Raw genomic sequence first — 18,843 nt, forward strand, 5'->3', positions numbered from 1 at the left:
CCATTTTCAAAGTAGTTGAATATTTAGTCATGAAAAAAGTGCTCCTAATAGTCAGATTAATGTCTAACTATTATGGAGCACTTCAATTGAACAGATTTAATCTAGAGGGTTATCTAATAACACTATTTTTTTATTGGTTGATGTTTACTTCATTAAAAATATAACAGAACAAAATTTACAGATTTATTTAGTTATTTTGGTGCCATGCCCAAATGATCCCTTTTGTCTAATCGTTTTAGCAGCAGCTAAAGCAGCTTTAGTTAGACTCTCATTTATATCTTCTTCTGACAGATTTTTTAGGTTTTTAGTTTTAGTGAGCAAATAGACAACTAAATTGGCAAAAAAAGTATCTCCTGCACCCATAGTATCAATAGGTGCTGGATCATATTTAACTTGGCCAACATACTTTTTCCTGTGATTACAGTCAAATAGCAAGGGAGGCTTACCGCCATTTGTAAATAAGACCAAAGTTGTATTAAGTTTAATACATTGCTTTAATATTCTTTCCAAATCATCAGCTTTTGCTTCCGATAAAGAAAATTGCGCAATATCAACATTTTTAGCTACTTGATCTAAATATTCAGCAGTATGATATTTGGCCATTTCGGAAAAATCATAGGCAATTATAATTCCTCTTTGGTGAAGTTTAGCAATAACATTTTCAGAATTTGCATGGCAAGCACTATAAACTACAAGTGCCGAATCCAACATTTTTAATAAACCAGGTTCATCTAGTGAAGGCAATAGCCTGGTACCTCTTATACTGTCAATAAATTGACGATCCCCATCCACAATGTTTACAAAAGTCTTTTCGGTTTGGGCATTAATTCGATTGCAAAATGATGTATTTACGTTTTCATCTTTTAAACTATTTAAGATTAATTCCCCATCATCATCTTTTGCCAGACTACCAACATAGTATGAATCAACAAGTTGCTTTGGTGCAAAAACAGAAAAGTTAACTGCATTGCCCCCAGGATATTTTACATTTTGGTTTTGATAGTAATCTACTACATTATCTCCCAAACCGACAACGTATTTCTTTGACATCTTAAGCAGCTCACTATCTAATAATCTACCACTCGATAATAGCGACGCTTAGTTAGAGGATGATTTCTAATATTTTCCAAATGTAAACTCACTCTGCGTAAAGCGGCCCACATTACTGAAGGCTCAACTATTGGTCTAAATTTCGCTGAAATATGGGGTAAAGTGAATTCTTTCATATCAAACTTGGTGAATTGGTCTGTATATTTAGTAGCAAAGTTAGCCACTCGCTCGTCTAGTGGCCTCGTCGCTCCTTCTGATTCAAGCAACACCACTGGAACATCTTTATCAACCAATTCAAATGTACCATGAAAAAATTCAGGTGAACTAACTGATTTGGTTCTAAGCCATTGCGATTCTTCTAATACACACATTGAATAACTATATGTCGTTCCCCACAGGTCGCCAGAGCCAACCCATATTTGATAGTCGACATTTTGATATTTTTCTGCAAATTCTTTTGCCTTACTGTCAACCTCTTGGGCAACAACATTCATATCTTCTGGCAATGACTTAAGTTCATTAGCAAATTTTTCATAGTCATTAAATTCATTATTCACTTGCATAATTTTGCCAATCAAGAAATAAAAAGCTAATTCCTGAGGATGATAGCCAAAAGTATTAACGGCATATGTTGAGTGCTGTGCTAGTGGCGTATTATCTTTGTTAACAATTGAAATAGTTCGTACACCCAATTGTTCCATCTTTTCAGCTAAAGCAACAGTTTCCTTAGTATCACCTGATTTAGAAAGTAGAATAACTATACTATTTTTGTTTAGTTTCTTACTTCCTACAGCTAAAAAGTCTGCGGCTGTCAGCAAATAGCTGGGAATTGATGACTTACTTTCCATCCAATAGTTAAATGGCTGCATCACAGCATTTGAACCACCAGAGGCAGTGAAAAATATATTACTAATTCCTTCTTTTTGCACTTTCAGAGCAATTTGTTCAATGTCAGCCCGTAAGCTATATGCTTTTTTCCCTTCAGTTACAAACTTTTCAGCGTCAAACTTTAACATTACAGTTTTCCTTTCTTCTATGCCTTTAAAATTCCTAAATAAGCCATTAAAATGCCGAATACAAAAATTCCGACTAATATAGTAATTGTTGATACCTTTTTCTTTAATAACCAATAAATAAACAGCACACACGCAAGAGGCAACATATTCGGTAAAACACCGTTAATCATAGCGTTCCATGTTTGGGCATCATTTCCCTGACCAAGCTTACCTGCAACGGTGATTGTTACCATACTTGCCGACATTCCGCCAATAACCATCAAACCAAGAATTGATGCGCCATATGCAAATTTTTCAAGCAAACCAGAAGACTCGGCACTCTTTAGCATTGAAGCTCCCAAGTCATATCCTTTGACTAAACCAATCCAGCGTACTAAAAGTGCGGGGACGTTGTAGACTAACAAAAATAATATTGGACCTAAGATACTACCTTTTAATGCAAAAGAAGTTCCTAAGCCAGTGGCTAAAATTCTTAAAGTGCCCCAAAAGAATGAATCTCCGATTCCTGAAAGAGGTCCCATCAAAGCAGCTTTAACATTATTTATTGATTCCGGATCAAAATTATCTGGGTTTTTGGCATTTTCTTCTTCCATTGCTGTAGTAATTCCCATTACCAACGTAGAAAGTGGTGGTGAGCAATTGAAAAAAGCCATATGCCTTTGAAGGGCCTCACTTCGTTGCTTTTTTTCTGGATATAACTTGTCTAGAACCTTATTCATGGCATAGCTATAGCCCATATTTTGTTGTCTTTCAAAATTCCAAGAAGCTTCTAATGTGAGAGAACGCCAAAATATTCCTTTTAAATCTTTTCTAGTAATGGCTTTTGTAGCAGAATCAGAACTCATTATCATCATCCCCTCCTGGATTATTATTTAACTTATTAGCATCAATTTTATTTTCAAGATGCAGCACAATGTACATTAGGCAGAACGCAAAGATGGAAATTCCCAAAATTGGTATTTTTAAATAACTGTACAATGCAAAACCAAGTACAAAGTAAATCGCCACATTTTTCTTTAAAATCATTTCCAACAATAAAGCAAAACCTAATGCTGGCATTATTCCAGCTGCAACATTTATACCATTTTGAACAAAATCAGGGATCATATTGAGCAATTTTGTCATTACCGGGCCACCTAAGTAAAAAGCAAGCCCGACAAAAATCGCTCTCGGTATACATTTGACTGTGATAAAACCATACATGTTCATTCTGCTCAGATGTCTACTATCACCTTGTTCAGCATATTTATCGCCCTTCTTTAAGAATATAGGTAAAATTACAATCGTTAATAAATTGTCAATAATCAAATACAGTGCTGCAACCGGAAAGGCTAAAGTAATCGCAAAACCAGCTCCCTTACCTGTTGATATTGCAAAGGCTGTACCCAAAACTCCTCCAGCTGGAACATCTGGCGGCCTAGAAGCGCCAATAGTAATTGCGCCCATAAATGCCAGTTCAATAGTTGCACCCATTATGATTCCAGTCCTTAAATCGCCTAGAACTAATCCAGTTAGTGCTCCAGTAACAAGTGGTCTAGACAAGTTACTAGTTCCAGTTAACCAGTCGGCTGGAGCAAGAGCTGTAATTAAGGCTAGCAAAATTGATTGAGTCAATGTGTTCATTTTTCAAACCTCCTTTTTAGTATTTATAACCGTTTAATCAAATCTATTTTTTTATCTGTTGGTACCATTTGGGCAAATATTTCTATGTTTTTTTGTGCTAATTGTTTGAGATCAGATATATCTTTATCATTTAAAAAAACTGAAGAGGTTATTTGGACAGAACCAACAGTTTTACTAGTTCCGCCAACATTAAGTTCCTTTATTTGTGGGCAACCGCTTAACAATTGGTAAGCATCATTAACCGTTTTTAGAACGATGAAGAGACGATATTTATCAGTAACACCTGAATTTATTTGATTAACAGAATCAGCAATAGTTTTAACTACGACTTTTACACCCTGGGGTGCTGCCAATTTTAATGCAGTCATTTGCATATCATTATTTGCTGCTGCATCGTTCGCAACCAAAATACAATTAGCGCCAATAGCAGAAATCCAAGAAAATGCAACTTGCCCATGAACAAGTCTATGGTCTACCCTTGTCCCAATAATCATTGTTTTCTACTTCCTTTTTTAAAATTCATCTCGTTTAATATCAAGATTAATTTCATTGCAAAATTTAACGCTGTCTTTTGCGCTTTTGATTGATCTTTTTATAATTTTATTGATATTATCTTGAGACTTTTGTTCTATTTTTAAAACTAATTCAATAATTAAAGGCAAAGATAAACCAGCAATTAAATACAGATTCCCCTCTTTATTCAAATACTTCATCCAGTTATTATTAACGCTGCCACCAAAGATATCAGTACACACTATAATAGTTTGCCCACGATTTTGATTTAAGTAATCTACTATCTTCTTTTCAATATCATCATTGCCATCTACATACGCATTGATGTAATCGAGAAATTTTACATCACCAACTATCATCTTGGCCGACTGGACAACGCCTTGTGCCATTGTCCCATGACTCATGCATAAAATTTTCATTTTTACCATCGGCTCCTTACTAGATCTTTATTAATTGACTAACTAAAAACTGAGGTTTTAATCAAATTAATAAGGGATTCTCTTGTAATACCTACGAACAGTCAGGGGATGCTTTCTTTGATCTGAAAGATATGCACTAACTCTTTCCAAAATTGTGGCTAATACGATAGGGGAAATAATCTTTCTAGTTTCATTTGAAATATCCATTTGATAGTCTTTCGTATCGATCACAGTAATAGTATCTGTAACTTCTGGTAAGAAGTGACGAACACGATCAACAATTGGTCTTGAAAAATCCTCTCCTTCAAAGACAATGACACTAACACCCTTTTCAACTAATTCCAGTGTTCCATGGAAAAAGTCTGCAGCCTGTACAGGTCTGGTTTTTACCCACTGCATTTCTTCTAAAATACACATACCGTAATAATATGCTTCAGTAAATGAATCACCTGCACCAGTAATAATGTGATATGGGGTATCTTGAAATTTCTGAGCAAATTCTTTCGCCATAGGTTCTGCCTGTTGTTTTACTGTTAATAATTCTTCAGGCAATTTGGCAAAATCTTGGAAATAGGAATCATATTTTTCAGTTGTAATTTCACCCTTTTTTAGCATTACTCGCAGAACTATCATCAAGCCCTGTAAATAATAACTTTCGGAACTCGTGTCATCCAAAACGTCATTATAAACAGTGTAGGTTGCCTCTTTTTCAAGTGGTGTATTTGGACTGCCAACAAGTGCCAATGTTTTAACATGCTTTTTATTACAAAAATCAACTAGTTCCAATGTTTCTTTAGTTGTTCCAGATAATGATGGAATAACAACTAATGATTTGCTTGAAAAAGTTTTATTGGGAGATGCAATGAATTCAGCTGCTAAAACCCGCTGAAATGGAAAAGCACTTCTAGTCCTTGCAAATTCAATAGTAGAGTCAAACAAAATTCCCACACCACCAGAGCCGATAAAGAAGATATTATCAATTTCAGGTAGTAATTCATCAATAATATTATTGATATTATCCTTTTGCTTTACTGCCCCTGTTTGAGTCTTCAAAAATCTGTTTTTATCAAAGTTAAACATTTTATTCCTCCTAAAAATTACCTTTGGTTAACTTTTACGAGTAAAGATTAGCATTTATATTACAATGTGTCAATATTTTGTTGACATTATTATTTACCAAAGGTAATATATAATTCGTAAGCGATTACAAATTGAAGGGAGTAAAACATGATTTCACTATTCAGAATTGATGACCGTCTTATTCATGGGCAAGTTGCAATGGCTTGGTCTAAGGCAGCTAACGCTGACATAATCATAGCAGTAGACAAGACAGCAGCTAATGATCAATTACAAAAAATGGCTTTACTTTTAGCCAAACCGTCGGGGGTCGAAGCTAAAATAATTGATCCTAAAGATTTTGCTAAAACATACCAAGAGGTAAAAGAAAGTAAAGTTATGGTAGTAATTGGTAATCCGATTGATGCCAGCAAAATAGTCAAAGAACTAAAAGGAAAAGAAAATTTTGATATCAACTTAGGTAACCTAAAAAGTGGTGAAAATAAAGAAAAAATTTCTGGATCTATTTATGTAACTCCAGAAGAAAAGTCAGCATTAGAAGAGATAAAAAAAGATGGCTTTAAGATTTACATTCAAGGCACACCAACTTCGAAGAAAGATTTTTATTAATTTAATTCTAAATTAAGTTGAAAGGGATGAATTTAAATGATACTAAAAAATTTACTTATAGCTCTTGTTGCTTATATTTCGCAACTTGATGAAAGATATCTCGGGGCATCAATGATGAATCGGCCTATTATTATTGGGCCTGTCGTGGGTCTTATATTAGGCGATTTACAAAAAGGCATTGTCATTGGTGCAGCTTTAGAGGCAATGTTTATTGGTATAGTTACAATTGGTGCAGCCTTACCACCTGATGTTGGTGTAGCCAGCGCAATCGCAACGGCCTTAGCAATTCAAAGTGGTGCTAGTACCAACGTTGCGGTAACTTTAGCAATGCCGTTTGCCATAGTTGCTCAAGGACTTAACATGTTGGCATTCACACTTAACTCTTACACTATCAAAAAAGGCAGAGACGCAATTAAAAGACATAATTTTAAGAGTATGCAAAGATGGCATTTTTTCCCATTAATTCTTAGATTGCCTTCTGGAATCTTGACTTTTTTAGTACTTCAACTGGGAACAAAAGCTGCGCAATCTTTGATAGCTTTATTACCAACAAAGATAATGACTTCTTTTTCAGTCGCGGCCGGTCTGCTTCCAGCAGTTGGATTTGCAATGCTAATACAAATGATGATGGATAAAAAAGTTGCTCCTTACTTCTTTATTGGTTTCATTCTTAGTTCATATTTAAAGATGCCGGTAATTGGAGTCTCAGTACTTGCTTTACTAATTGCACTTTTAATAACTCAAAAAAATAATGCAGCAAAGAATAATCAACAGTAAATAGAGGTGATTTTTTATGGCTAAAAAGAAATTAACAGTTAAGGATTTAAATCGGGTATTCTGGCGCTCTTTTGCATTGCAAGGATCAGAATCTTATACAGACATGCAGGGAATGGGCTATACTTTTTCAATTTTGCCAGCTCTTAAAAAGATTTATGCTGGCAATGATGATAAACTCTACGAATCTGCATTACGAAATACAGCTCTTTTTAATACGACTCCCCACATAGCTACATTTATTATGGGAATGTCATTAGCCCTGGAAGAAGAAAACTCTGTTGACCCAGATTTTAACGTTGAGGCAATTTCCTCCTTAAAAGCGGCGTTGATGGGTCCTGTAGCAGGGATCGGAGATACTTTATATTGGGGGACATTTAGAGTAATTGCTGCAGGAATTGGTCTTTCTCTTGCTACTCAAGGTAATATTTTGGGACCGATTCTCTACTTTTTAATCTATACTACATTACACTTTATTGGCCGCTATGGTGGAATAAGGTTAGGTTATAGCATGGGCGCCAAGGCAATGGAAAAAGCTTATGAAGGAAATTATCTTGAAAAATTTACATTAGCTGCTTCTATTGTTGGTTTGATGTCCATTGGTTCCATGACTTCTTCATTAGTTAACTTTAAAATTTCTGCAATATTTAAAACTGCCGGTGGCACAATTAATGTTCAAAACATTCTTAATGATATCTTTCCTGGACTGCTGCCCCTTGGATTAACCTTTTTAATGTATTACCTGTTAAAGAAAAAGGTTAAGGTAATCTGGTTAATCTTAGGAATTTTCGTTCTTGCTATTGCAGGAGTTTATCTAAATATCCTAAAGTAAAGAATTGTTATTAATAAAAAAATGTGCAAAACGCATTATTTGCGGTTTTACACATTTTTTCTTTGTTCAACTGGAAATCACTAAATGAATCTTATATATGATAGAATTAATATTTACTATATTAGTTTATTTTAAAAAAAGAGTATTAAAATAGGTAACAGTTAGTTATCTTGCTATGACCTATTATTAAAGTATACACTTAAATATATAAGAAATTTTGCTAAAATTAAATAAAATTAGTTAGTTTATTTGAACTAACAGTTTTGTCAGTAGCTATGCTTGTTATATAATTCTACAAGTTACAGAACTGGGACCAGGTTCCAAAATTTATACTCACATTGGGTGTGGTTATTAATGATATATAAACAAATTAAAGAAAAGATTTTCAATCAATACATTAAAGTGGCAGACAAAACCGGTTTAATTCCTTCTGAAAGAAGTTTATCAGAAAAATATAAAGTAAGCCGGCCAACTATCAGAAAGGCCTTAACTTCATTAGAACAAGATGGTCTGATAACTAAAGACTATGGTCGAGGCTATATAATTAATCAAACTGCATCTGGCCAAGATAAATATGTAGATCATGAGCTAAGTACATTTATTGGCTTTTTTGAAGATGCCGAACACCAGCAAAAACCAACTTCTTCAAAAGTTTTACAGCAATCAGTAGAATATGCGGATGAAAATATCGCTAAAAAGCTAAATCTTGAAAAAGGCGATCCAATTTTTGTTTTGTCAAGAATACGTTATATAAAAGAAACACCAATGTGTGTTGCCAGATCTTACATCCCACTAAAATTTGATGGTAACTTAATAAATCAAGATTTCAGTGAAAAATCTTTATTTACTACTCTAAAAGATAGTGGCCTTCAATTAGACAAAGCTAAGCGTACAATTGAAGTCGTTAGAGAGGAATCACCCGACTATCTTTATTTAAAGATAGATAAAAGTGAACCAATTTTAAAATTTACCAGCATAGGTTATACCAAAAAAGGTATTCCATTTGAATACGAGGAGTCAAGATATCCTGCCTACAAAGTAAAATTTGAAAGTACTGTTTGCTAGATTTGATAATCACAGAAAGCAAAAAATGTTCTTAAACGTAAAACGTTCAAGAACATTTTTTATTAGAGTTATTCTCTTAATAATCTTTTTGCCAAAGCAAAATCACCAACAGTCGCAGAACCATTATTACTGATTTCCGGCATTGTTATATATTTTTCTAATGGTGGCACGTGGACATAATCATTCAATAATGTCGCAAAATCACGCCGTACTTTTTCAAGAAACTTTTCACTGGTAACGCCGCCGCCAAAGACAATTTTATCCGGGCGTAAAATTAAAGTGACTTGCAAGGCAGCCTGTGCTACATAGTAGCTCATAATATCCCACACAGGATCGGAAAGCGGCACATCTTTACCAGATTTGTTAAGACGTGCTTCAAACGTAGGACCTGAAACCAAACCTTCCAAGCAATCTTTATGAAAAGGACAAACACCAGCAAAATCCAAGTCATCTGGATGGCGCTTAACTTTAACGTGCCCCATTTCGGGATGACCTAAAGAGCCTACCAACTTGCCGTTAATAATAGCTCCGCCACCGACACCAGTGCCAATCGTGTAGTAAACGAGTGAATCAACATCTTCATTAGATAGCTGCGACATTACATATTCACCAAAAGCAGAGCCATTAACATCAGTGGTAAAGAAAACTGGAACCTTAATTGTTTTAGTCAAAAACCCGACAAAGTCAGTATTACTCCAGCCTTTTTTGGGAGTATCAGTAATAAAGCCATAATTAGGTGCCGTTTTCCGAACTTCAATTGGTCCAAAAGACGCAATTCCAATTGCATCAACTTTAAACTGCTTAAAGTAATCTACTGTTTTTTGTAAGGTTTCCTCTGGTGTCGTAGTGGGAAAAGTTGTTTGATCCTTAATTTGATAATTCTCATTGCCGACCGCACATACAAATTTTGTACCACCGGCCTCAATTGATCCTAGTAACATTTATATCTCCTTAGTTATTTTGTTTATATTAGATATTATAACCCTCAATCTATTCTCCAAAAAATTTTCTTAAATAAAAGCCTGCCAATAGTCTTTCAACTATTTAGTAGGCACACCCTGAATATTATTACAGCTTCTGGCAGACTTCAAATATTTCTTTATTCGGTCCGTAGAAGTTAAAATACTTAATACCATTTTCCCAATAAGGCAAACTTTGAATTCCATTTTCAACAAACTGTACATTTAATTTTTGAACTTCAGCAAATGCACGATTTATATCGTTTGTATCAAGTGCAATATGATTAATCGCTCCTACTTTTTCCGGTGCTTCTTGAGGAGATTCCCAACTCTCCAGCATTAATGATCCTAACTGGTAAAATCCTACTCGGCTCCCTTGATTATCTTCAGTATTAACCAACTTAAAGCCTAAACTTTGATAAAAATCTCCACTCTCATCAAATTTTTTTGTCGGAATGCCTACATGTTGCAAGCCATTAAAAATCATTTTATTACCTCAAACTTATCTAGCAGTATCTCGCCATTCGGTGTAATACTTAACATTAGAAACAGCAATTTTACCTTCATTTACAAAAAAGCTGAACTCTTTTCCTGTTTTATGATACATTCTAGCACTTAGAGCAATATTGTTAATATAGATTATGATGATACTACCATCAACGATTAACTTAATGTCATATGTTTTACCCTTTTCAAGTGAAAGTGGACGCTCTAAACCAATATCAAAATATTGTGGCCACGGATAATTTGGAGTTCTGGAAAATTTAAGTGCATGTTCAGGCTTAGAAACTTTATACTGATAACCTTCTCTAGTGTCATCGTTAACAAAAGCTTTTATGCCAAATTCTTTAGTATCTTCTAATACTTCGACTCGTGCTTCAACTAAGAACTGTTCCGGAACTTCATTAATTACAGTATGCTCTTTTTTACCGTTGGCTTCTCCCATCTCAAAAGATGGAATAATTTCAACTTTTGCAAAGTTATCAATTATTGTTTGTGGCAAGGTCACACCCAATGTCTTATCTTTTCTTTGAACAATCTGATGAGGCACAAAAGCTCCACCCCAATCCCAATTACCAAGATCATCATTATTCTCTTTTGTTGCTACCCAGCCACTCAAATATCGACCTACTTTTTCATTGCCAACTGATCTGGCAGCATAATATGCTTTACCATCAAAGAACTCATCGTTTAACGAATGCCAGTTACCAAATAAATGTTGACTAATTCTATACTTTGTCCGCTTATCCTCTGAATACTCTGAAAATAAAAGGTACCAATTTTCTCCTATTTCAAATAAATCTGGCATTTCAATCATATTGAACTCATTAGGTGTCCAAAAATCTCCTTTAAATGTCCAGTTTTTCATATCTGGAGATTCAAAGTAAACTAATCTTCCTGTCGGTTTCTTTTTATCACTTGGAAGTCTTGCACCTAAAACCAAAATGTATGATTGCTTTTTTTGAGAATAAACTACAACTGGATCACGCCAATCATTATGATCATAACCATCTTGTGGTACTAGACTGCTGGCTTGGCCAATTTTATTCCAATGAATTAAATCTTTACTGGTAGCAGACATCAAAATTTCTGAAGTTTTTTTAGCTAATTTTGCCTGACGGTTATGTCCGGTATAAAAAGCTATTTTTTTATCTTTACCCTCAGTAATACTACCGGCATATATAAATTGATCTGCAGAATCATGAGAACCTTTTGGTAAAACTTCTCCATAATCCTTGAAATTCACAAAATCTTTAGTAGTTACGAGTGACCAGCCAAAAGGATCAGTTAAAGGTTCAGGCTTACGTGTATCTCTTTGGTGAAACAGGTAGAAAGTTTGGTCTTTCTCATTAAAAAAAGGCATACAATCTCCAAACCAACGATCTTTTGGTTTATAAAATATTTTTTGCATATCTAATACATTTTCCTCTATTCGTCTTCAGCCTTTTTGGCATTTTTCATATCAAACCTGATTAAGGCAGACATAGAAGTGATTTTTTCAATAACTTCGTTTATGCCTTTTCCCTGCATCCTCATATTTAATGTTTCCACGAGTATTGGCAAGTTTACTCCGCCAAATAATGCAAATTGATTATGCCAATTTATACTTCTTTTTGCTAACTCATTAAAGGGAGTTCCACCTGCAATATCACAAAATATGATTGTCGGTTCATTTACACAGGGTGTAATAACTTGATCAATTTTTTGAGAAAAAGCGTTTATTCCCTGATCACCTAGATTGACAACTTTTAATTGATCTATTTTACCAAAAAAGGATTTTAAAACTTTTTCAAACTCGGTAGCAAGATTACCATGTGTAGCGACGATAACATTAAACATTAAATTCAAATCCTTTTTAAATATAATCTTTTAAATAGACAGTAGGACTCTGTGGTGTAGGTATTACCGTGACTTCAACTCCGCGGTCTATCAATTTTTTAAATGACTCTTTCTCTTCTGGGGTTACATTAATTGAGGGGCGGACACGTTCAGTTCCGTCACGCTGAGCTAGATTGCCAACGTTTACGGAATTAATTGGTAAACCATTATCAATCAAATAATTGACATCCATCGGGGAAACACAAATTAGTAAAACACGTTGTCCTTTGTATTTTCCACTTTTAATATTATTTAAAGCCTTTTGTCTGCCTAAAATTGATGTACTAACATTAGCAGGTGCAGCAAGTCTCACAACTGTTTTACGCATTTCGTCATTTACAATATTATCGTTAATTACCATGATTCTCGTAGCATTCAACCGACCACTCCACTGAGTAGCCACTTGACCATGAATCATACGATCATCAATTCTAACGTGAATAATTCCTTCCATGCTTTCTGTCATCTTGCTTACCTCTAAGCTAAAATATGCATAGCATTCAACGCTACAGAAACAACCAGTACAATTAGAATTACGTAAAGAGGTTTTACCTTTTTACCAAGCAGGTAATATATAAGAGCAACAACAGCTGCAGGCAACAACCCAGGCATAATCTGATCTAATATGCTGTTTCCAGTCATTGTCAGCTTTCCCTGTTTAAAGGTAAATGCCAAATTAACCTTAACCATAGTTGCAGCTAAGGCACCAACAACCATTAGTCCCAGCACAGATGCTGCGTTTGTCAGAGCTTTTAAAGTGGTATTTAATGAGGAAAGCATTTTGGTTCCAGATTTATACCCTACATTAAATAATGGATAAGCTGTTAGACGTAATAATATTGAAGCAACAACCCACATAATACAGCCAAAAGCATTACCATGTAGTGCCATATTAGCAGCGATTGCGCCAAAAATAGTCCAAGGAATAGTGACAAACAAGCTGTCTCCTATACCAGCTAAAGGCCCCATTAATCCAGTCTTTAAAGCACTTACTGCTTCAAGTGATTCAGTTTTGCCTTTTTCTTCCATACCTACATCAACACCCATAATAAATGGTGCTGTGTATGGGGTAGTGTTAAAGAATTGCAGCTGGGTTTTAATAGCGGTCTTCTTACCCTCTGGATCATCTTGATAATTTTCTTCAATGAAAGGCAACATAGCATATGTATACCCTAGACCTTCATATTTTTCATAGTTTAATGATGTTGCGCCGAATACTATCCAGCGATTCATTACTTTTCTATAAATGTTTTTCATTTTACTCATCTTCGTTAGATCCCCCATTTACAGTTTCTTCAGTTGTACTTTGTTTTTTTGATTGATTTTTATATAGGATTAACGCAATGGCAAAACCAATTAAGGAAATACCGATAATCGGCATCTTTAAATAAATTGCTAAAACAAAGCCAATAATCAAATATGAGAAGTAATCTCTGGTCGGTAAATACTGCAATAGCATTCCAATACCAACTGCTGGCAATATCCCTGCAGCAGTCTTAAGACCGCCTGAAAGCCAAGCAGGAATATAATTAATGAAGCTACCAACAATTTTAGGTCCTAAAATTACTGTTAAAAGAACAGGAATACCGGAAACAAAACTGGTAAACAATGTAGCAAGATACTGCATCCAGTTAATCATGCGGTAATTTCCCTGATCGGCATACTTTTCGGCCTTCTGTTGACAAAAAATATTTGCTGACCATTTTAGAACATCAACCTGAACGATGAGCAAGGCAATTGGAATCGCAAGTGTGATACCAATTGCAGCAGACTGCTTTGTTGCGATAGCTAAGTAAGTACCAATTAAAGCTGCTGTCTGATAATCAGGAACAGAAGCGCCACCAAAACTGGTAATTCCAAGTGTCATTAACTGCAGGGTACCACCAATATATAGTCCTGTTTCTACATTACCCATAATCAAACCTGCAATTAAGCCAGCAACAACTGGTTGAGAAATTCCAAGCTTAGGTCCCTCTTTATCAAAGTTGATTATAAAACCGTATATCACGATTAAAATATTACGTAATAGCATTTTTCTCTCCTTCTCGAAAAATAGTAAACAATCAAATTAAATTTACTTCGCTCCAAAAGTTACTTAGCAATAACTGTGCCAAGATTGCAAGAGAAAAATAAACAACCCAATAATGCAGTTGAAACCTGGTTTTATTGTCTGTTAAATATTATTTGATCAACATAGATTAACTCTGACCTGGGAATTTTCACACTATAATTATCCTTTATCACACTAAATGCGGAATTAATTTTTTCAAGGTCCTGACCATGCTCCTTTGCAAATTGTTCTTCAAACTCTGGATTTAAATTATTTTCTTCCTTCCTGATTAACCGCTCAATCAAATAGCTAACATGAACGTATAGCGTAAATTTCTTTTGGTTTGATAGTGCTAATGAAAATTGCCGTTCAAGTTCTTGAATAAAAATAGTAATATTTTCAATAACTTTTGGTGCATCCAAAATAGTAACCATGTTGATTGTTTGTTCTAAAGAAAAATTTTTGACTAAATTATTTGAAATAGTATTAATTTCATCATTTGAAAATAAACCTGCAAGCCATTTTTTTAATTCTTCAGTCCCATTATCAGATAATATTTTTTCCAAAAGAATGAAATCAATCCCTTCAATTTCGGGATTTTCAGTGCCTATGATTCCCACAATGTCATACATTCTTTTGATTACCTCAACTTTATGGGCATCTTGCAAAGCCTGAAAATCATAAGGAATAATTTTAATTTTTTTCGTCGATGGCAGGCAGCGTCCCAGCAGTCGAGCAACGTGCGTGGCAGTTCCTATTCCTGAATAGCAAGTGGTCAATATTGCTTTAGTCTTATTTTTTGCAGGATATGTTAATTTAATATCCAGTTGACTTATTTTTCTAGCATTTTCACTTATTTCTCTAAAACTGCGTTTCTTTAAAATACTCTCTCCTACTTCTAGAGCCAGTGGAGTAGAAACATTGTTCATTAGCAAAATCGGAGCATTTATCTGACGGGGAAAGAGTTTTTCTATTTCTTTTAAAGATCCCATATCTACTAAAATAACTAGCCCATGTGAAATATCATTATTTTCACTATAATCAATAATTTGGTTAGCTATTTGTTGGGTACTGACATTAATTGGCATGTCAAATGCATCTAAAGTGTGTGCATTAAGCAATCTATTAACAACATTGGCAATACTACCCGCTGTGGCGTAGCCATGGGCAATGACAATTGCTTTAATTAAACCCGTTTTAGTAATTATTTCTAATTTATTCAGATAGATAGTTAATAAAATATAATCAATTTTATTTAGATCAATATCAAGATTATCCTTAATCAAAGTTATCAGGCGAGTAACATACTGGTAAACATCAGAATATCTCTGCTGTACATCCTTATTAAGTTGAATCAAATCCTGCATGTTTTTCAATTCTGTATTATCTAAACGAATTTTTTGTCTTTCAAATAAATAATAGCTAACAGCATAAATTGCATTGCCACTAATTTTTAACTGATATGCATTTTTTAACTGGTCAAATAGTCTTTTGACGCTTTCAATAACATAAGATAAAAAAGGAATTTGTTTACTATTATCTTTTTCAAAAAGCAATGTATCAAATAACTGATAAACAATCTGTTTCAGTTTTGATTCGCACTTATGTAAATCATGGCTATTTTGCACATAAATCGATAGTATTCTTTTTAAACTATTCAGAAAAACCTTTTTTTCTGATGTGTTACGTGCTATTAAGTCTTCCAATTCAGTATCATTATTAATTACAATTGAACTGCTCTGCGCATGATAGGTATCAATCTTACTGTTACTCAAAACTTCATCTGGTAAAAATGAAGTCGTAATTGAGATTGCCTTTTTGCTTTTATTCTCTGCATTTGCTCTTGCAATTGTTAATTTAATTGCATTCTTTAAATCACCAATATTGCCTGTAGGTTCATAATTGGCGAGCATTTTCAAAACCTGACTACTTACATTAAGGGTCTTTCTAATTTTTTTCTGCTCATTTTTAAGTAAAGTGAAAACTAGATTTTGTCGTTCCTCTCTGCTTCTTTGACTTAGCGGTGGCAGAGTAATTTTAACTGGAATTCGGCGCATAAAAGTAGTCAAAAAATTAGTATCAAGGTCTGCCGTGGTGGCAAAGCATAATCTGACATTCACTTTTTTGCCTTTTTGCGTTTCCCCTACCGGATACACAATCCCTTGATCAAGATATGTAAAAAGTTTTTCTTGTCCCTTTGACCCCAATCTATGAACTTCATCCAAAAAGAGAATACCACCATCTGCTTCGACGAAAGCGCCATCATGATCAAAATCTGCGCCGGTAAAAGCTCCTTTTTTATAACCAAATAAATTACTGGTTAATAATTCTGGATTATCTGCATACTGGGCACAATTTACAGTAATGAATGGAGCATTGGCCTCAATGAGCTTTTGTGTCCGACAAAATTGATTGATTAAACCAACTAAATAACTTTTACCAGTTCCACTTTCACCAGTTATAAGCAAAGGCAAACCGCCATTTGGATATAAAATGGCCGCTCGCACCCGTTCTATACTTTCTTTCAGGCTAGGATTTATTTGGGTAAGATTTTTTAAAATATCTCCATTATCATTTTCTCGTTCAATATCTGAAGCAGAATGATAGATATTTCTCTTTAAATGGAAATTACTCTTTTCAAACTCTACCTTATGAATAAAATGCACAGGTCTAGTTTCAATTTTGACTAATTTTTGTTCTTTTGTTAGTTGGTTTAAATACAAACTAACCGTATTGCGCTTTGCCTTCAAAGCCTTGGCAACTCCACCAGCTGTTAAATCCTCATCTAATTCTTGCAAATCAATTGTTTTGGTTTTAGCATCCAAATAACGTAAAATTTCATCTTTTAGCATGTTGACCTCTATATTTAAACAATTTGTTAAACCGCAAATACCTACAAACGTCATTGTAACTTAACTTTATTAATTCTTCAGAGCTTTTTTTACTTCTAAAAACTGTGAATCATAGCTAATAAGAATTCTTTTGTCTCCTTTAACTAATTTTGGATGAATAGTAGTCGGCAAAAAAATTTTCTGATTTCTTTAGTGTGAAGAGGAGAGAATTAGTGTGAAAGCAAAAAAGACTTGAGACTCGAAAATCCCAAATCTTTTATTTATAAAATATTCTTATTTGATAGCTCACCGGCTTATTACTTTTCAGACACATCCTGAATTTTTACATCAGCCCCAAGCAGTCGCAATTTTTCTTGGACACGATCATATCCTCGTAAAATATTACCAGCATTATTAATAGTGGTTACACCATCGGCCATTAAACCGGCTATCATTAAACATGCTCCTGCGCGAATTTCGCCAGCTGAAACCGTAGTACCATGGAGTTTAGCAGTAGGATGAACCAAAATAATATTATCTTCAACCTTAATATCCGCACCCATTTTGCGTAATTGCTCAATGTGTCCAATTCTTTTGGGGTAAATTTGGTCAATGATGACACCTTCACCGGACTTAGCAGAAAGCAAAAGCGGTGTTACCGGCTGCTGCAAATCTGTCGCAAATCCCGGATAAGAAGAGGTCCGAATTTGGGTCATTTTTAAATCACCAGCGGGATAAACATAAAGCGAATCCTCTGTTGCATCAATTACCACTCCCATTTCTTCTACTTTAGCTAAGTAAGAATCAAGGTGTTCTTCAATAATATTATGAATGCAGATGCCGTTGCCAATACAACCAGCAAGAGAGATATAAGTTCCGGCTTCTATTCGATCAGGAATAATTGTGTGGGGAGTCTTAGCTTCAAGACGCTCAACACCCTCAATCCTAATAGAATCGGTCCCAGCACCTCTGATAACTGCACCCATATTGTTCAAAAATGTGGCTAAATCAATTATTTCAGGTTCTTTAGCAGCATTATCAATAATAGTTTGTCCTTGAGCAGTAACAGATGCCATAATTATGTTCATTGTGGCACCCACCGAGGGCATTGCCAAATGAATTGTAGCACCATGCAGTCCATCTGCAGGTGAAGTAATTTTTATTTGATCATTCTCATTTTTTACACAGGCGCCTAAGGCTTCAAATCCCTTAATATGTTGATCGATGGGGCGGGGACCAATATCATCTCCACCAGGGAAGCCCACAACAGCCTTACCAAAACGACCAAGAAGGGCTCCCATAAAGTAATAGGAAGCACGTAAACTCTTGATTTTACCACTTGGCAATGGGCTCATCTTAATGTGTTCTGGATTAATGCACAACGTCGTGTTGTGAAAATCACTTACGACATTCATTTCATTTAACAGATCCATTAAGTTGTCAACATCGGCAATCCTTGGAACGCCTTCCAAAGTTACTGGTGTACGCGACAAAATTGATGCTGGAATCAATGCAACAGTCGAGTTTTTGGCACCACCAATCCAGACATCACCCTGCAGGGGCTTTCCACCATGAATTATCATTTGCTTCATTGGCGAAAAAATCCTTTTCTATTTCGTTTAGTCATAATAATGTTATAGGAATTT

General features: G+C 34.8%; 20 protein-coding genes. 4 read left to right on the forward strand and 16 right to left on the reverse strand.

All coding sequences use genetic code 11. The features are described 5' to 3' along the window. Positions 1 to 183 precede the first annotated feature (183 nt). The 7 genes from LACWKB10_RS01400 to LACWKB10_RS01430 all read right to left on the reverse strand — a co-directional run bounded on the left by LACWKB10_RS01400 (position 184) and on the right by LACWKB10_RS01430 (position 5,701). Complete coding sequence (locus LACWKB10_RS01400) at positions 184 to 1,050, reverse strand: PfkB family carbohydrate kinase (protein WP_034977868.1); 867 nt, start codon at positions 1,048 to 1,050, stop codon at positions 184 to 186. A 17-nt stretch (positions 1,051 to 1,067) separates the two neighbouring features. Further along, positions 1,068 to 2,066: an SIS domain-containing protein gene (locus LACWKB10_RS01405; RefSeq protein ID WP_034977869.1), complete on the reverse strand. Its 999-nt coding sequence runs from the start codon at positions 2,064 to 2,066 to the stop codon at positions 1,068 to 1,070. A 17-nt stretch (positions 2,067 to 2,083) separates the two neighbouring features. After that, a complete protein-coding gene (locus LACWKB10_RS01410) occupies positions 2,084 to 2,911 on the reverse strand; it encodes a PTS system mannose/fructose/sorbose family transporter subunit IID (protein WP_152560547.1) in 828 nt (275 codons plus the stop codon). Continuing rightward, positions 2,901 to 3,689: a PTS sugar transporter subunit IIC gene (locus tag LACWKB10_RS01415; protein WP_034977873.1), complete on the reverse strand. Its 789-nt coding sequence runs from the start codon at positions 3,687 to 3,689 to the stop codon at positions 2,901 to 2,903. The genes LACWKB10_RS01410 and LACWKB10_RS01415 overlap by 11 nt, the downstream gene beginning before the upstream one ends. Before the next feature lie 23 nt (positions 3,690 to 3,712). After that, positions 3,713 to 4,183, reverse strand: a complete 471-nt coding sequence (locus LACWKB10_RS01420; RefSeq protein WP_034977875.1) for a PTS sugar transporter subunit IIB — start codon at positions 4,181 to 4,183, stop codon at positions 3,713 to 3,715. A gap of 18 nt (positions 4,184 to 4,201) precedes the next feature. Next, on the reverse strand, positions 4,202 to 4,621 hold the full coding sequence (locus LACWKB10_RS01425) for a PTS sugar transporter subunit IIA (protein WP_052060233.1): 420 nt from the start codon (positions 4,619 to 4,621) through the stop codon (positions 4,202 to 4,204). A 66-nt stretch (positions 4,622 to 4,687) separates the two neighbouring features. Then, positions 4,688 to 5,701: an SIS domain-containing protein gene (locus LACWKB10_RS01430; RefSeq protein WP_034977880.1), complete on the reverse strand. Its 1,014-nt coding sequence runs from the start codon at positions 5,699 to 5,701 to the stop codon at positions 4,688 to 4,690. A 147-nt stretch (positions 5,702 to 5,848) separates the two neighbouring features. On the opposite strand from LACWKB10_RS01430, the gene LACWKB10_RS01435 reads away from it, so the two are divergent. From LACWKB10_RS01435 to LACWKB10_RS01450, 4 genes are all read left to right on the forward strand, one after another. Continuing rightward, the gene (locus LACWKB10_RS01435) at positions 5,849 to 6,307 is read left to right on the forward strand and encodes a PTS sugar transporter subunit IIB (RefSeq protein ID WP_052060234.1); all 459 of its coding nucleotides are present in this window, start codon (positions 5,849 to 5,851) and stop codon (positions 6,305 to 6,307) included. A gap of 36 nt (positions 6,308 to 6,343) precedes the next feature. Beyond that, positions 6,344 to 7,084, forward strand: a complete 741-nt coding sequence (locus LACWKB10_RS01440; RefSeq protein ID WP_052060235.1) for a PTS sugar transporter subunit IIC — start codon at positions 6,344 to 6,346, stop codon at positions 7,082 to 7,084. A gap of 16 nt (positions 7,085 to 7,100) precedes the next feature. Further along, complete coding sequence (locus LACWKB10_RS01445) at positions 7,101 to 7,913, forward strand: PTS system mannose/fructose/sorbose family transporter subunit IID (RefSeq protein WP_034977883.1); 813 nt, start codon at positions 7,101 to 7,103, stop codon at positions 7,911 to 7,913. 354 nt (positions 7,914 to 8,267) lie between these two features. Continuing rightward, positions 8,268 to 8,978 (forward strand): GntR family transcriptional regulator, encoded by a 711-nt coding sequence (locus LACWKB10_RS01450; protein ID WP_034977884.1) that lies wholly within the window; start codon positions 8,268 to 8,270, stop codon positions 8,976 to 8,978. A 68-nt stretch (positions 8,979 to 9,046) separates the two neighbouring features. Here the strand turns inward: LACWKB10_RS01450 and scrK are convergent, their stop codons facing one another. The 9 genes from scrK to LACWKB10_RS01495 form a co-directional block, all read right to left on the reverse strand. Continuing rightward, positions 9,047 to 9,919, reverse strand: a complete 873-nt coding sequence (scrK, locus tag LACWKB10_RS01455) for a fructokinase ScrK (RefSeq protein ID WP_034977887.1) — start codon at positions 9,917 to 9,919, stop codon at positions 9,047 to 9,049. Between the two features lie 127 nt (positions 9,920 to 10,046). Beyond that, positions 10,047 to 10,424 (reverse strand): VOC family protein, encoded by a 378-nt coding sequence (locus LACWKB10_RS01460; RefSeq protein ID WP_034977891.1) that lies wholly within the window; start codon positions 10,422 to 10,424, stop codon positions 10,047 to 10,049. Between the two features lie 15 nt (positions 10,425 to 10,439). Then, positions 10,440 to 11,849: a GH32 C-terminal domain-containing protein gene (locus LACWKB10_RS01465; protein ID WP_034977893.1), complete on the reverse strand. Its 1,410-nt coding sequence runs from the start codon at positions 11,847 to 11,849 to the stop codon at positions 10,440 to 10,442. 17 nt (positions 11,850 to 11,866) lie between these two features. Continuing rightward, positions 11,867 to 12,277 carry a PTS sugar transporter subunit IIA gene (locus LACWKB10_RS01470; RefSeq protein ID WP_034977896.1) on the reverse strand — a complete coding sequence of 137 codons (411 nt, stop codon included), beginning with the start codon at positions 12,275 to 12,277 and terminating at the stop codon, positions 11,867 to 11,869. Positions 12,278 to 12,293: 16 nt separating this feature from the next. Next, on the reverse strand, positions 12,294 to 12,782 hold the full coding sequence (locus tag LACWKB10_RS01475; RefSeq protein WP_034977899.1) for a PTS sugar transporter subunit IIB: 489 nt from the start codon (positions 12,780 to 12,782) through the stop codon (positions 12,294 to 12,296). Between the two features lie 11 nt (positions 12,783 to 12,793). Then, entirely contained in the window at positions 12,794 to 13,582 is a 789-nt protein-coding gene (locus LACWKB10_RS01480) for a PTS system mannose/fructose/sorbose family transporter subunit IID (RefSeq protein WP_034977902.1), read from the reverse strand. Next, entirely contained in the window at positions 13,575 to 14,348 is a 774-nt protein-coding gene (locus tag LACWKB10_RS01485; protein WP_034977905.1) for a PTS sugar transporter subunit IIC, read from the reverse strand. The genes LACWKB10_RS01480 and LACWKB10_RS01485 overlap by 8 nt, the downstream gene beginning before the upstream one ends. 131 nt (positions 14,349 to 14,479) lie before the next feature. Then, a complete protein-coding gene (locus LACWKB10_RS10360) occupies positions 14,480 to 17,218 on the reverse strand; it encodes a sigma 54-interacting transcriptional regulator (RefSeq protein WP_034977908.1) in 2,739 nt (912 codons plus the stop codon). A 296-nt stretch (positions 17,219 to 17,514) separates the two neighbouring features. Further along, entirely contained in the window at positions 17,515 to 18,789 is a 1,275-nt protein-coding gene (locus tag LACWKB10_RS01495) for a UDP-N-acetylglucosamine 1-carboxyvinyltransferase (protein WP_034977910.1), read from the reverse strand. Positions 18,790 to 18,843: the final 54 nt, after the last annotated feature.

It is taken from the genome of Lactobacillus sp. wkB10 (assembly GCF_000760615.1).
Lineage (GTDB): Bacteria > Bacillota > Bacilli > Lactobacillales > Lactobacillaceae > Lactobacillus > Lactobacillus huangpiensis.